At 72.8% G+C, this 13,588-nt stretch carries 11 protein-coding genes; 5 read left to right on the top strand and 6 right to left on the bottom strand.

The window, feature by feature from the left end; translation table 11 throughout:
- The first annotated feature begins 239 nt into the window (after positions 1 to 239).
- The 5 genes from AB0O48_RS25635 (at position 240) to AB0O48_RS25615 (ending at position 5,545) form a co-directional block, all read left to right on the top strand.
- Positions 240 to 1,277 carry a LacI family DNA-binding transcriptional regulator gene (locus tag AB0O48_RS25635; RefSeq protein WP_357253431.1) on the top strand — a complete coding sequence of 346 codons (1,038 nt, stop codon included), beginning with the start codon at positions 240 to 242 and terminating at the stop codon, positions 1,275 to 1,277.
- Positions 1,278 to 1,298: 21 nt separating this feature from the next.
- The gene (locus AB0O48_RS25630) at positions 1,299 to 2,324 is read left to right on the top strand and encodes an acetylxylan esterase (RefSeq protein WP_365068797.1); all 1,026 of its coding nucleotides are present in this window, start codon (positions 1,299 to 1,301) and stop codon (positions 2,322 to 2,324) included.
- 259 nt (positions 2,325 to 2,583) lie between these two features.
- Entirely contained in the window at positions 2,584 to 3,768 is a 1,185-nt protein-coding gene (locus AB0O48_RS25625; protein WP_365068795.1) for a cellulose binding domain-containing protein, read from the top strand.
- Positions 3,769 to 3,911: 143 nt separating this feature from the next.
- Complete coding sequence (locus AB0O48_RS25620; RefSeq protein WP_357570969.1) at positions 3,912 to 4,325, top strand: YciI family protein; 414 nt, start codon at positions 3,912 to 3,914, stop codon at positions 4,323 to 4,325.
- On the top strand, positions 4,325 to 5,545 hold the full coding sequence (locus AB0O48_RS25615) for a sigma-70 family RNA polymerase sigma factor (RefSeq protein ID WP_365068793.1): 1,221 nt from the start codon (positions 4,325 to 4,327) through the stop codon (positions 5,543 to 5,545). Before AB0O48_RS25620 ends, AB0O48_RS25615 begins: the two co-directional genes overlap by 1 nt.
- Positions 5,546 to 5,630: 85 nt before the next feature.
- Here AB0O48_RS25615 and AB0O48_RS25610 read toward each other — a convergent pair whose 3' ends face one another.
- The 6 genes from AB0O48_RS25610 to AB0O48_RS25585 all read right to left on the bottom strand — a co-directional run bounded on the left by AB0O48_RS25610 (position 5,631) and on the right by AB0O48_RS25585 (position 13,403).
- Positions 5,631 to 7,046 (bottom strand): endo-1,4-beta-xylanase, encoded by a 1,416-nt coding sequence (locus AB0O48_RS25610; protein ID WP_365068791.1) that lies wholly within the window; start codon positions 7,044 to 7,046, stop codon positions 5,631 to 5,633.
- A 355-nt stretch (positions 7,047 to 7,401) separates the two neighbouring features.
- The gene (locus AB0O48_RS25605) at positions 7,402 to 7,863 is read right to left on the bottom strand and encodes a MaoC family dehydratase (RefSeq protein WP_365068789.1); all 462 of its coding nucleotides are present in this window, start codon (positions 7,861 to 7,863) and stop codon (positions 7,402 to 7,404) included.
- A gap of 17 nt (positions 7,864 to 7,880) precedes the next feature.
- Positions 7,881 to 9,029: an acyl-CoA dehydrogenase family protein gene (locus AB0O48_RS25600; RefSeq protein ID WP_365068787.1), complete on the bottom strand. Its 1,149-nt coding sequence runs from the start codon at positions 9,027 to 9,029 to the stop codon at positions 7,881 to 7,883.
- Positions 9,030 to 9,079: 50 nt separating this feature from the next.
- Positions 9,080 to 11,866, bottom strand: a complete 2,787-nt coding sequence (locus AB0O48_RS25595) for an AAA family ATPase (RefSeq protein ID WP_365068785.1) — start codon at positions 11,864 to 11,866, stop codon at positions 9,080 to 9,082.
- A 63-nt stretch (positions 11,867 to 11,929) separates the two neighbouring features.
- Positions 11,930 to 12,541, bottom strand: coding sequence for a TetR/AcrR family transcriptional regulator (locus tag AB0O48_RS25590; protein WP_357250294.1), 612 nt, complete (start codon positions 12,539 to 12,541; stop codon positions 11,930 to 11,932).
- 94 nt (positions 12,542 to 12,635) lie between these two features.
- Positions 12,636 to 13,403, bottom strand: coding sequence for an SDR family oxidoreductase (locus AB0O48_RS25585; protein ID WP_365068783.1), 768 nt, complete (start codon positions 13,401 to 13,403; stop codon positions 12,636 to 12,638).
- Between the last annotated feature and the right edge of the window lie 185 nt (positions 13,404 to 13,588).

Below are 13,588 nucleotides of genomic sequence, written 5' to 3'. Positions count from 1 at the left end.
CCGGCCACATCCCCGAGCCCTGGTGGAACCAGTTCCGTGGCGGACGTTCGACCCATCCGAAACTTTCCGGAAGCCTGCGCAACCTTTTCGGCAACCTAAGTGCCCCATCGATGAGTGTCAAGGGTCTCAACTGGACTTTGGCGGTTCAAGAGCGGGCCGGGCCGCTGTCGCATCGGCTGGCGTGATGGGCCGATTGTGTTAAGGTCTCCCGAAAATTTCGGATGCTGCCTGGGGCTGCGATGACAGAGCACCGCCCGCTCGATCCACCCGCCTCCACCACCATCGCGACAATCGCCCACGACGTCGGCGTTTCGGTGGCCACGGTCTCCAAGGTCCTCAACGGACGGGGCGATGTCGCCCCGGGCACCAGAGCGCGCGTGGAGGCGAGCCTCGATCGCCACCAGTACCAGCGGCGCACCCGGCGACCCTCGACCAGCGGGGGGCGCATCGATCTCGTGTTCCACGAGTTCGACACCGGATGGGCCATGGAGATCCTGCGCGGTGTCGAGGCGGTGACCGCCGCGGCCGGCATCGGGTTGTCGGTGGCTCAGCTCAACGGCGCGCACCGCCCCCCGGCGCGATGGCTGGACGCGATCCTCGCCGACCGCCCGTTGGGCGTGGTGTTCGTCCTGTCCCATCTGGCCGAGGCCCAACAGCAGCACCTGCGGCGTCAGGGCATACCGTTCGTCGTCGTCGACACCGACAGCGCGACCTCGGCCTCCGTACCCACCGTCGGCTCGAACAACTGGAACGGTGGCCTGCTGGCCGCCCGGCACCTCCTGGAGTTGGGACACCGGCGGATCGCCATCATCTCCGGGCCGCCCGATGTGCTCTGCAGCCGAGCCCGCGCTGCCGGCTTCCAGTCGGCCCACGAGGAGGCCGGGCTCGTGGTCGACCGCGAACTGGTCCGCTACGGCAGCTTCTCCGCGGGAGCCGGGCACGCCCACGGGCTGGAACTGCTCCGCCTGCCGTCCCGACCCACGGCGATCTTCGCCGGCTCCGACACCCAGGCCATGGGGGTGCTCCGGGCCGCCCGCCAGTGCGGCCTGCGCGTGCCCGAGGACCTGTCGGTGATCGGGTACGACAACCTGCCGGTCTCCACCTGGACCGACCCGGCCCTCACCACGATCAACCAGCCGTTGCGCGACATGGCGGGCATCGCCACCCAGATGCTGCTCGACCTGACCAGGGGCAACGAGCCGGCGACCAGCCGGATCGACCTGGTGACCGAGTTGATCGTCCGGGAGAGCACCGCACCCCCCGCCAGCCCGCACTGACCCGAGCCCCTGCGAGGACCCGTGCCCCACGCCGCCGCCCTGCTCGACGACCTCCAGCGGTACGCCCCGGACATCGTCGAACCCGACGACTTCGACCACTTCTGGCGCGACACCCGCACCGAGGCGTCCGCCCGACCGGTGCTCGTCGACGTCCGTCCAGAGCCCACCGACCTGCGGCTGCTGGACTCCTGGGACGTCACGTTCGCGGGCTTCGGCGGCGACCCGGTCCGGGCCTGGTACACCCGCCCGGCCGGGGTGTCCGAGCCACTGCCCGCCGTCGTCGAGTACGCCGGCTACGGCCGTGGTCGCGGTCTGCCCCACGAGCGACTGACCTGGCCCACGGCCGGGTACGCCCACCTGCTGATGGACAACCGGGGCCAGGCCGGCCAGTACGCTCCCGGGGACACCGTCGACCCGCACGGCGCACCCGGCGGCCCCTGGCCGGCCACCTGGGGGATCCTCGACCCGCGCGACTACCACTACCGGCGTCTGATCACCGACGCGGTCCGGGCGGTCGAGGCGGTCCGCGCCCTGCCGGGGGTCGACGGCGCCCGGGTCGCCGCGGTCGGCAACAGCCAGGGCGGCGGCCTGGCCCTGGCAGTCGCCGGCCTGGTCGGCGATCTGGGCGCGGTGCTGACCACCGCCCCGTTCCTCTGCGACATGCGGCGGGCCGTCCAGCTCAGCGAACCGGCGCCGTACGGCGAGATCGCCCGCTACCTGGCCGTGCACCGGGAGGCCGAGGACGCGGTGTGGCGCACCCTGTCCTACGTCGACGGGGTGAGCTTCGCCCGCCGGGCCACGGCGCCGGCGCACTTCGGGATCGGGCTGCGGGACACCGTCTGCCCGCCGAGCACCGGCTTCGCCGCCTACAACCAGTACGCGGCGGCGGCCCGGCCGCCGGTTCCGCCCGCGCGCGAGATGCACGTCTACCCGTTCAACGGTCACGAGGGCGGCGAGGCTGTGCACGTCCGGCGTCAGCTGCGGTGGCTCGGCTCGATGCTGCACCCGGCCGGCCCGTCCGGACGGCTCCCGGGCCACGAATCATAGTCGGACACCGATCTCTTGCCGGTGTCGGCGATGCCACGTTAAGGTGCGTCAGGCGAGGTGCAGGGCAACACTCCGCCACCGTCCATCGATCCGTCACCCCCGAGCATCGATGACAAGCATCAGCGCCACGACCACCAGTGCAGAAGTCCGGGTTCCTGGTCGTTCCCCGCAGCCCGCTCCCCCGCGTACCGCGTCCTGGCGGCGACCGTCCTCCCGGTGGCCGCTGTCGTCGCGCACCCTCACCACCAGAGGAAGTCCCATGAGCAGTCCAACGCTCGGCCACCCCGTCCCTCCGCCGCCCATCGCCACCGCGCCGACGTCGAGGCCCGGACGGGCCCGCCTGTGGTGGGCGGCCCTGGCCGCCGTCGCGGCGGTGGCCGCGGCCGTACCGATCGCGACCGCCCCGGCGAACGCGGAATCCAACGGCGGCGTCCGCGTGATGCCCCTCGGCGACTCGATCACCGACGGGTTCAACGTCGCGGGTGGATACCGGATCGAACTCTGGCAGCGGTTCACGGCCGGTGGTTACCGGATCGACTTCGTCGGCTCCCAGTTCAACGGTCCCGCCAGCCTCGGCGACCACGACCACCAGGGCCACTCCGGGTGGACCATCGCCCAGATCGACGCGAACGTCGTCAACTGGTTACGGGCCACGAACCCCCGGACCGTGCTGCTGCACATCGGCACCAACGACATGTACGGCGACACGTCCGGCGCGCCGGGCCGGCTGGCCACCCTCGTCGACCGGATCATCAACACCGCCCCGAACGCGGACGTGTTCGTCGCGACGATCATCCCGAAGTCGGGCGCGGACAACGTGGTCCGGGGGTACAACGCGGCGATCCCGGGGATCGTGCAGGCCCGGGCCGCCGCCGGCAAGCGCGTCCACCTGGTCGACATGTACCGCGCCCTGACGCTCAGCGACCTGGCCGACGGGGTGCACCCCAACGCCACCGGCTATCGCAAGATGGCCGTGGCCTGGTACGACGCGCTCCGGTCGGTGCCCGGCAGCATCGGCGGCGACACGCCACCGACCACCGCGCCACCGACCACCGCGCCGCCCACCACCGCGCCACCCACGACGGCGCCGCCCACCACGCCGCCACCGACCACCCCGCCCCCGTCCGGCGCGTGCCGCGTCACGTACACGGTCAACGCCTGGGGCAACGGGCTCACCGCGTCCGTCTCGGTGGCCAACACCAGCAGCGCCCCCGTCAACGGGTGGGCGTTGACGTTCACGTTGCCGGGCGGGCAGACCATCACCGGTGGCTGGAACGCCAGCTACTCCCCGTCGAGCGGGGCGGTGACCGCGCGTAACGTCTCCTACAACGCGACGATCGCGCCGGGCACCTCGGTCGACATCGGGTTCCAGGCCACCCACACCGGGAACGCGGGCAAGCCGTCCGCGTTCACCCTCAACGGCACCGCCTGCACCCTCGCCTGACCATGCTGTCGCGGTGCCGGGCCGCACGGCCCGGCACCGCCCGCGGCAAGAGATCATCGAGGCGCCGTGTCGATCCGCGCGCCGCTCGTTCGACATGGAGGTGCGCGGGCCGGGAGGTGGCCCCGCCGGACGAGGAGAACGCGATGTCGAAGTACATGCTCATCATGCGGGGCACCGACGAGACGAACGCGGCCATGATGGCCAACATCGACGAGGCGATGGCCGCGACCGGCCGGTTCATCGAGGAGATGATGGAGGCCGGTGTTCTCGTCGCGGCCGAAGGGCTGGACGATCCGGGCCGGGGCGTCGTGGTCGACTTCAGCGGCGAGGCCCCGGTGGTCACCGACGGGCCGTACGGCGAGACCAGGGAACTGTTCGGCGGCTACTTCCTGCTCGATGTCGCCACCCAACAGGAGGCGGTCGAGTGGGCCAAGCGGTTCCCGGCGGTCGAGTGGGCCAAACGGTTCCCGGCGGGCCGCGGGTCCAAGATCGAGGTTCGGCGGGTGGCCGAGCCCGACGAGGTCCCGCACGGCAGCGAGAGCAACGGCCAGATCTGATGGGTACGGCCGACGTCGAGGCCGTGTGGCGGGTCGAGTCGGCCCGGATCGTCGCCGCGTTGACCCGGTTCACCGGCGATTTCGGGCTGGCCGAGGACGCCGCCCAGGAGGCGGTGGCTGAGGCGCTGGTGTCGTGGCCGCGCGCGTCACCTACCAACCCGGCCGGCTGGCTGATGGCCACGGCCCGGCGGCGGGCGATCGACGCGATCCGTCGCCGGGTCGCCCTCCAGGACCGGTACGCCCTGCTGGCGGCCGGCCCGGCCGTGAACTCGGCGGTCGACGGGGACGTCGATCCCGACCGGATCGACGACGACGTCCTGGCGTTGATGTTCGTCAGCTGCCACCCGGTGCTCTCCCCGGCGGCCCGGGTGGCACTGACCCTGCGCGTGGTCGGCGGCCTGACCAGCGAGCAGATCGCCCGTGCGCTCCTGGTGTCGGTGCCGACCGTGCAGGCCCGCGTCACCCGGGCCAAGAAGACGATCGCGGCGGCCGGGGTGCCGTTCGAGCTGCCCCCGGCCGGCGAGCGCCGGGATCGGCTGGGTGGGGTGCTCAGCGTCCTCTACGTGATCTTCACCGAAGGGTCGACGGCCACCTCGGGTGACGACCTGTTGCGCCCCGACGTCGCGTACGAGGCGGTCCGCCTGACCCGCATGCTCGCGGCGCTGCAACCGGACGAACCGGAGGTGCACGGCCTTCTCGCGCTGTGCGAGCTGACAGCCGCGCGCTTCCCGGCCCGGACCGGGCCGGACGGTTCGCCGGTGCTGCTCGCCGATCAGGACCGCCGGTTGTGGGACCGTACGGCGATCCGCCGCGGGCTGGTCGCACTGGCCCGGGCATCGGCCCGCGGCCCGTACGGCCTGCAGGCCGCGATCGCCGCCAGCCACGCGTCGGCACTCTCGGTCGAGGAGACCGACTGGGACCGGATCGTGCTGCTCTACGAGGCACTCGGCCGGGCCGCGCCCTCCCCGATGGTCGAGCTCAACCGGGCCGTCGCCGTCGCCATGGCCTCGGGTCCAGAACCAGCCCTGGCCATCGTGGACGAGCTGATCGCCGCGAACCGGCTCCCCGGCTCGCATCTGGTCCCGACCGTACGCGGTGAGCTACTGACCCGCCTCGGCCGGCGACCGGAGGCGCGCGCCGAGCTGGAGCTGGCCGCCCGGCTGTGCGCCAACCAGCGTGAGCGCTCGGTGCTCCTGGGCAAAGCGGCGGCGCTGAGCTGACGTCGGCCAACCGTGGACCCGATCTGGTCTCGGAGAATGGGGCGGCGACGGAATCCGTCGCCGCCCCATCAGCCTGCGGTGGTGCTCAGGAGGCGGTGCAGGAAAGCACCTGTGGACGTGTCCAGTTGCCGTTGGCCATCGTGGTGAAGCCGAAGACGTTGCCGCTGCCGTTCGACCGCATCGTCATGACGTTCCCGCTGCTGTCCCAGGTGGGGCTGCCGTTCCAGGTGGCGGACACCTTCTGTGGCGGGGTGACGGCCACCACGACGCTCCAGTTGCTCGCCCCGCTGACGGTCACCTGACTGTTGAACCGGTCGCCCCACCGGGTGCTGTCCTGCAGCGTCGCGGTGCAACCGCCACCGGGCGGAGGCGTGGTGGGCGGCGCGGAGGTCGGCGGCGCGGAGGTGGGCGGAGTGGAGGTCGGCGGCGCGGAGGTCGGCGGGGCGCTCGTCGGCGGAGCCGTCGTCGGGACCGCAGCGCCGTTGTTCAGCGCGGCGAGGACGGCGTCGTACGCGGCCTTCTTGGAGCCGTTGCTGTTGAACAGCAGCGGCGTCTGCGAGGCCAGCCACGAGTCGCTGTCGCGGATGCCCCAGACCGTGATCCCGTTGCAGCGGGGCACGGCCATGCAGTCCTCCACCACGCTGCGGTAGGTGTTCGCCGGAGCGCCCTGGATGTCCAGCTCGGTGATCTGCACGTCCACGCCCAACGCCGCGAAGCTCGACAACGTGGTGCGGTAGTTGCTCACGTACGGCGAGTTGTTGTTGAAGTGCGACTGGAAGCCGACGCAGTCGATCGGCACGCCACGGGCCTTGAAGTCGCGCACCATGTTGTAGACGCCCTGGGTCTTGGCGTGCGTCCAGTTGTCGGTGTTGTAGTCGTTGTAACAGAGCTTCGCGTTCGGATCCGCCGCGTCCGCCGCCCGGAACGCCGCCTCGATCCAGTCGTTGCCGGTGCGCTGCAGGTTCGAGTCGCGACGGCCCCCGGAGCTGCCGTCGGCGAACGCCTCGTTCACCACGTCCCACGCGACCACCTGACCCCGGAAGTGCGTGGCCACCTGCGTCACGTGGTTGAGCATCGCCTGCCGCAGCGCGCTGCCACTCATGCTCTCCATCCAGCCGGGCTGCTGCGAGTGCCACGCGAGGGTGTGACCCCGCACGCTCATGCCGCGGCTTCGCGCGTGGTTGACGATCTGCTCCGCCGCCCCGTAGCTGAACCGACCCTGCTGCGGCTCGGTGGCGTTCATCTTCATCTCGTTCTCGGCCGTGACCATGTTGAACTCACGGTTCAAGATCGTGGTGTACGCGTTGTCGCTCAACCGGCTCGCGGCCACCGCCGTGCCAAAATAGCGACCCTTCTCGGCGGCGGACGCGCCCAGGGTGGTTCCGGCGCTCGCCGTGCTCGGCAGGAACGCTGCACCTGTCGCGGCGAGCAGAGCCGCGGCGGCGAGGACGATAGCCGTACGCGCTCGTGGGCGGGTGTCCCCGTGGCACCTCTCGGTCATGTCTTTCCTTCCGGTGAACCCGGGCTGGGGTGACTGACGCGGCACCCCGGTGGGTGGTGGTGGTCATCGACTCCGATGGATGTGGAGTATGTCAGCGTCGCTGATCGACGAGCAACAATTTCCGGAAGTTTTACGAGACCCGCAGGACGCCGTTCAGCTGCCGACCAGATGGTTGTCCTGGTGGGCGTCTAGTTGGCGGGAGCGCGAGGTGGTGAGCCGACGGGCGGGCCAGCGCGGCGAAGGCGGGAGGTCCACAAGTTCCGGAACTTCTCCGCAAGGCGGAGCCGCCGCAACGATGGCCTGGACGAGGAATTCCGCACCTGGCTGAGGCGGTGGGCGCAGCCGTCGACCATCATCAACTCGTCGCGTGGTAGAGCCGGCTGACGGTCTCGGCCACGCAGACGGGCTTGCCGCCGCTGTCGCTCTCCACGGTGACCGTCGCGACCACCTGCACGCCGCCGGTCACCGCCGACACCTCGGCGAACGTGACAGCGGCCCGGACGGCGGCGCCGACCCGCACCGGGGCGGGAAAGCGGACCCGGTTCAGCCCGTAGTTGACCCCCATCGCCACCCCCTCCACCCGGTAGAGCCGGCCGGCCAGCGCCGGCAGCAGCGACAGCGTCAGGTACCCGTGGGCGACGGTCCCGCCGAACGGGCCCGAAGCGGCCCGGACCGGGTCGAGGTGGATCCACTGGTGGTCGTCGGTGGCGTCGGCGAAGAGGTCGACCCGGCTCTGCTCGATCCGCTCCCACGGACCGGGTCCGAGGGTCTCGCCGACCGCGGTGGCCAGTTCCTCGACCGAGCTGAAGACTCGCATGTCAGGTCTCCCGGAGACTAGAAGGCGTTGACGCCGGTGAGCGCGCGTCCGATGAGGAGTTGCTGGATCTGGCTGGTGCCCTCGTAGAGGGTGGCGACCCGGGCGTCACGCAGGTACTTGCCGACCGGGTATTCGTCGATGTAGCCGTACCCGCCGAAGACCTGGACCGCGTTGTTGGCCGCGCGGACGGCGGCCTCGCTGGCGAAGAGCTTGGCCATCGACGCCTCGGTGGCGAACGGCTGGTCCCGGTCGATCAGGTCGGCCACCTGCCACACCAGCAGCCGGGCGGCGGCGGTGTCCACGGCGATGGCGGTGAGCAGTTGTTGGACGAGCTGGTGCCCCGCGATGGGCTTGCCGAACTGGGTGCGCTGCCCGGCGTAGCCGACCGCCGCGTCGAGGCAGCCCTGGGCGATGCCGACGCACCCGGCGGCAACCGACATCCGGCCCTTGGCGAGGGTCGCGAGGGCCAACCGGAACCCGGCGCCCTCGCCGCCGAGGCGGGCGGCGGCGGGCACGCGTACCCCGTCGAGGCTCAACTCCCCGGTGGCCTGGCCGCGCAGTCCCAGCTTGCCGTGGATCTCCCGTCGGGTCAGCCCCGGACTGTCGGTGGGCACCAGGAACGCGCTGATGCCACGGTGCCCGGGGCCGCCGGTGCGGGCGAAGACCAGCGCGACGTCGGCGGTGGTGCCGTTGGTGATGAACGTCTTCGTGCCGGTGAGCAGCCAGTCGGTGCCGGCACGGACCGCGCGGGTACGCAGCGCGGCGGCGTCCGAGCCGCTGTCCGGCTCGGTCAGCGCGAAACAGCCAAGCGCGGTGCCGGCGCAGAGCCGGGGCAGCCACTCGGCCCGCTGCTCGGCCGTGCCGTGGCCGGCGATCGACTTCGCAACCAGGCCGAGGGAGACCGAGACGATGCCGCGCACCGCCGAGTCGCCCCGGCCCAGCTCCTCCAGGACCAGGCAGTACGCGAGGTGGTCGCCGCCGGAACCGCCGTCGGCCTCGTCGATGGTCAGCCCCAGGAAGCCCAGGTCGCCGAGCATGCCGACGATGGCGGGGTCGACCGACTCGCGCCGGTCCCAGACGGCGGCGTGCGGCACCAGCTCACGGTCGGCGAACTCGGCGGCCAGCTGGCGGACCGCGGCCTGCTCGGCGGAGAGGGTGAGGTCCATGGCCTTTAAACTAGCGGTGATAGTTTATGCCGTCCAGAGCGGACCCCGGGTCACCGGTCGGAGGCCAGCCCGGCGTGCCGCTCGCCCGCGAACGCGCGGGCCAACTCGGTCCGCGAGCGGATGCCGAGGCGGTGGAACACGTTGCGCAGGTGATGGTCGACCGTGCGGATCGAGAGGAACATCTGGGCCGCGATCTCGCGGTTGGTGGCACCCTCCGCGACCAGCTCCGCGATCCGCAGTTGTTGGCCGGTCAGCAGCCGCGCCGCCGGCAGGTCCGGCGGCCCGACCGACTCCCCGGCGGCCCGCAGCTCCGAGGTGGCCCGCTCGGCCCAGCACGCCACCCCGAGCAGGTTGAACGTCTCCCGGGCCTGGTGCAGGTGCGTACGCGCGTCACGTGGGCGTCGGCTGCGCCGCAGTTCCTGGCCGAAGAGCAGCTCGGTGCGGGCCAGCTCGAACGTGCCGGCCTCCGTCGGGTGCAGCCGTAGCGCCGCCTGGAAATTGCGTTCCGCCTCGGGGCTGCCCCGGGGGGCGAGCAGCGCGTGGCACCGGGCGGACAGGGCGCGGCGCAGCGGGCTCGCCGTGCTGCTGGCCCATCTGTCGAACACGGTGAGCGCGGCCGCGGCCGCCGGTCGGTGTGCGAGGTGCGCCGCCGCCTCCACCAGGTACGGCGTCGCCATCACCTGCACCAGGACCTGGCCTCGACCGGTGCCGAGCCGAGCCAGCGACGCCAGCCGGTCCGCGGCCTCGGCGTGCCGTCCGTCGATGAGGTCGAGCACCGCCAGCGCCCAGCCGGCGAGCGCGTGTGGACGGCTGCCCGGCGTCGGCGACTCGCCGAGCTCACGGATCTGCCGCAGGCTGGTGTCGCGGTCGGACCGGATCGCGGCGAGCACCGCGAGCATGCCCAGGTGGACGTTGGCGCAGTTGACCTGACCCGTGGCGCGAGCGACCCGCAGCCCGTCGCGGGAGGTCTCCGCAGCCGCCTCGTGCCGGCCCTGCCAGTACTCGGCGATCGCCCGCAGCTCCAGCGCTCGCGGCAGCATGGACAACTCACCCCGATCGCGGGCCAGCGCGACCGCGCGCTCGGCGAGCCGGTGCGCGGCGCCGTCCACGGCGACCACCAGGCCGGCCGCCGCCGCACAGGTGAGCGCGGTGGGGGTCATCGCCGACCCGTTCAACCGGGCACCCAGCACGACGGCGCGGCGTAGCGTCGGGCCGGCCCGTTCGTGGTCGCCCCGCAGGGTCGCCGCCACCCCGGTGACCAGGCTGCCCATCAGCTCCATCGCCGGCGGGTCGGTCGGCCGCCGTAGGGCCAGCGCCCGCCGACCGACCTCGGCGTACCGGTACTGGTCGCCGGCGAAGCAGACGGCCTCGCCGGCTCGTACCAGCCCGGACATCGCCAGGAACCGGTCGCTGTCGGCGACCGCTCCGGCCGCGTCCAGCAGTCGGGCCGAGGCATCCGACGCCGTGCCGCACCGCAGCTCCAACTCGCCGCGCAGCAGGTCGGCGCGGCCCCGCAGGGTCGGGTCCGGGGCGACCGCACGCAGGCGGTCGAGCAGCAGCCGGGCCACCTCGGGTCGCCCGCCGGCCCAGGCGTACTGGGCGGCGCCCAGCAGCCGGACGGCCGTCTGGGTCGGATTGTCGCTGAGGTCGGCGGCCCAGCGCAGCGCCTCCGCGGCAACGGCCCAGCCACCGGCGCCGCCCGAGGCCGCCTCCTCCAACTCCGCGGCCAGGGCCGGATCGGCGCCTGCCGTGGCGGCGGCCAGGTGCATCGCCCGGCGCAGCCGCTGCCCGTCGTCGCTCAGCACCCGGGCCAACAGCCGGTGTGCGGCCCGGCGCTCGGCGAGCGGCGCGCTGGCCACGATCATCGTGCGAACCAACGGTTGGGGGAAGGTGACGCCCTGCGGCTCGACGCGGACCAGGCCGGCGACCTCCGCCGGGGCGAGGGCCTCGACCTCGGTGCCGGCGGCTCCGGCGGCCCGGATCAGCGTGCCCGGCGTACCGTCCTGGTCGAGCGCGGCGAGCAGCAGCATCCGCCTTGTGTCCGGCGGCAACCGGTCCAGCCGCGCCCGGTACGCGCGGCCCAGCGCGCCGTCCTCCGGCGGCGCGGCGGGTAGCGGCTCCTCGCCCCGCCACTGGGCCGGGCTGAGCACCTCGGCGAGGTCCACCAGGGCCTGCGGGTTGCCGCCGCCGATCGCGGCCAGGGCGGTCACCACCGACGCGGCGGGCCGCTCGGGTAGCCGGTCGGTGAGGACGGCGACGCTGCTGCGCGTGTCGAGCGGCCGGAGGCGGTGCGCCGGTATCCCGTCGATCGTGACCCCGACGTCCGCGGTGAGCAGGACGACGATCGGTAGGTGCCGCAGCCGGCGGGCCACGACGGCCAGCACCTGCCCGGTCAGCGGGTCGCCCCGATCCACGTCGTCCATGGTGACGAGCAGCGGGCGGTCCCGTGCCCCGTCGGCGAGGATCCCGAGCACGGCCATCGAGAGGGCCAGCCGGCGATGGGCTGGGCAACCGTCCCCACCCAGTGCCCGCCGGAGCAGGTCGCGCTGCGGCGTTGGCAGGGCCGCGGCGTGGTGCAGCACCGGGTCGAGCAGTCGTTGCAGACCCGCGTACGGCAGCGCGGCCTCCTCGGCCAGTCCGCTCGCGGCGAGGACGGTGACGCCCTCGGCGTGGCAGTGGGCGTGGCCGAGCAGCGCGGTGCGGCCTGAACCCGGTTCACCGTGCAGCAGCAGGGCACCGCCACCGTTGGTCACGCCGTCGAGCAGGCACCGGACGGCGCGGCATTCGTCGTCCCGGCCACGCAGCACGGTTAGTTGCACTCTCGATGCAGTAACCATGCATGAAGTGTCACTCATCGGTAACCGAATGGAAAGAGGAGGCGATATCGGGCCGAGCCGGAATCAGTCGGCCGCGACCTCGGCCAGCAGCGCGCCCACCGTCCGGGCCATCACGGCGCGGGCCGAGTCCACGCCCAGCCCGAGCCCGTAGCGCAGCATCGACCAGGCCTGCCACGTGCTCGCCGCCACCAGGGCGTTGAGCAACTGCTCCCGCCCCGGCCCGGCCGCGGCCAGCTCGACGGCGAAGAGCTCGGCGACCTCGTCGCGGACCCGTTCGATGTGCTTGAGGCGGTTGCGGTGCAGCTGCTCGGAGACCGGCTCGCGCATCTGGGCGGCCCGCGCCGACGGCGCGATGAGCTGGAGCAACCGGGCCCGCTGCCGGCAGTACGCGTCGACCCGCTTCGCGAGCGGCAGCCCGGGAGAGATCGGCCGATGCGCGGCGTCCTGCTGCCGGAGCACCTCCGCGCCGCTGGCCTCGAAGAGCGTCTCCATGTCCTTGAAGTTGGTCCAGAGCGTCCGCAGCGAGATGCCGGCCCGATCGGCGATGCGTTCCCCGGTCGGGCGCAGGTCCCCCTCGCCGATGAGCGCGAGGTGAGCCTCGACGATGGCCGCGCGGGTGCGCTCGGCCCGGGCGGTACGCCCGTCGACCCGGCTCGCGACCTCGACCCCGTCCATCCGCCCCCGCCCCTTCACCGCCACGGCGCCTCCCGACGCACCGACGAGTCTAGACAGGCGGTGATCAGCGACCCCGGGCCGACCGCTGGCCTGCTCATCCGGCTCGGCCCGTCAGCGAGACGCCACCGTCACAGACGACTGTCTGCCCGGTGATCCAGGCAGCGTCGTCGGAGGCCAGGAAGGCGACCGCGCCCGCCACGTCCGGCGGCAGCCCGAGGCGTCCGAGCGGGTAGTGTGCCGCGACCTCCTCCTCCCGCCCCCGGTAGAGCGCGGCGGCGAAGCGGGTCTTCACCACGCCGGGGGCGACCGCGTTGACCCGGACCGCCGGCCCCAGCTCCACCGCGAGGCTGGCGGTGAGGTGGTTGAGCGCGGCCTTGCTCACGCCGTAGAAGGCGATGCCCGGCGACGGCGCGAGACCGGCGATCGACGAGACGTTGACGACGCACCCGCCGCGCTCGGTCATGCCCGCGGCGCAGACCTCCTGCACCCAGCCGAGCGTGGCCACCAGGTTGACGTCGAGGATCTTGCGGGCGGCGGCCGGGTCCAGCCCGAGCAGCGGACCGTGCACCGGGTTGATGCCCGTGTTGTTGACCAGGAGATCCACCGGCCCGAACGTCGCGCCGACCTGACGCACGGCAGCGGCTCGATGCGCGGGGTCGTCGGCGCGGCCCGGCACCGCCAGGGCGTACTCCGGCCCACCGAGGACGGTGACCGCCTCGGCCAGCGCCTCGGGGTGTCGGGCGGTGACGCCGACCCGGGCACCCTCGGCGACGAGGCGTTCGGCGATGGCCAGGCCGATCCCGCGACTGGCGCCGGTGACGATGGCGACGCGGCCCGCAAGCCGGCCCGAATATGCATTCACAGTGCAGATAGTAGGAGCGGCGATCGGTGTCGGTCAACGTCTTCCGGGAACACCGCCGGGGGGCGCGCAGCCGTCCGGCCGGGCGTGGTCACGCGTGCAGCTCGGTGCACTCGGCGTAGATCGGGGCGGTGACGTCGGTGTAGCGCACCGAGGGGTCGTAGCGGCGCATCAGGTGCTGCTTCTCC

The sequence above is a fragment of the Micromonospora sp. NPDC085948 genome, from assembly GCF_040686315.1.
Lineage (GTDB): Bacteria > Actinomycetota > Actinomycetes > Mycobacteriales > Micromonosporaceae > Micromonospora.
The sequence above is the reverse complement of the archived record's forward strand: the minus strand, read 5'-3'. Positions and strand labels throughout refer to the sequence as shown.

What these genes read in the sequence shown, in the direction of transcription:
- AB0O48_RS25635 (WP_357253431.1), top strand. Translation starts at nt 240, where the DNA reads ATGACAGAGCACCGCCCGCTCGATCCACCCGCCTCCACCACCATCGCG.
- AB0O48_RS25625 (WP_365068795.1), top strand. Translation starts at nt 2,584, where the DNA reads ATGAGCAGTCCAACGCTCGGCCACCCCGTCCCTCCGCCGCCCATCGCC.
- AB0O48_RS25620 (WP_357570969.1), top strand. Translation starts at nt 3,912, where the DNA reads ATGTCGAAGTACATGCTCATCATGCGGGGCACCGACGAGACGAACGCG.
- AB0O48_RS25615 (WP_365068793.1), top strand. Translation starts at nt 4,325, where the DNA reads ATGGGTACGGCCGACGTCGAGGCCGTGTGGCGGGTCGAGTCGGCCCGG.
- AB0O48_RS25610 (WP_365068791.1), bottom strand. Translation starts at nt 7,046, where the DNA reads ATGACCGAGAGGTGCCACGGGGACACCCGCCCACGAGCGCGTACGGCT.
- AB0O48_RS25605 (WP_365068789.1), bottom strand. Translation starts at nt 7,863, where the DNA reads ATGCGAGTCTTCAGCTCGGTCGAGGAACTGGCCACCGCGGTCGGCGAG.
- AB0O48_RS25600 (WP_365068787.1), bottom strand. Translation starts at nt 9,029, where the DNA reads ATGGACCTCACCCTCTCCGCCGAGCAGGCCGCGGTCCGCCAGCTGGCC.
- AB0O48_RS25595 (WP_365068785.1), bottom strand. Translation starts at nt 11,866, where the DNA reads ATGGTTACTGCATCGAGAGTGCAACTAACCGTGCTGCGTGGCCGGGAC.
- AB0O48_RS25590 (WP_357250294.1), bottom strand. Translation starts at nt 12,541, where the DNA reads ATGGACGGGGTCGAGGTCGCGAGCCGGGTCGACGGGCGTACCGCCCGG.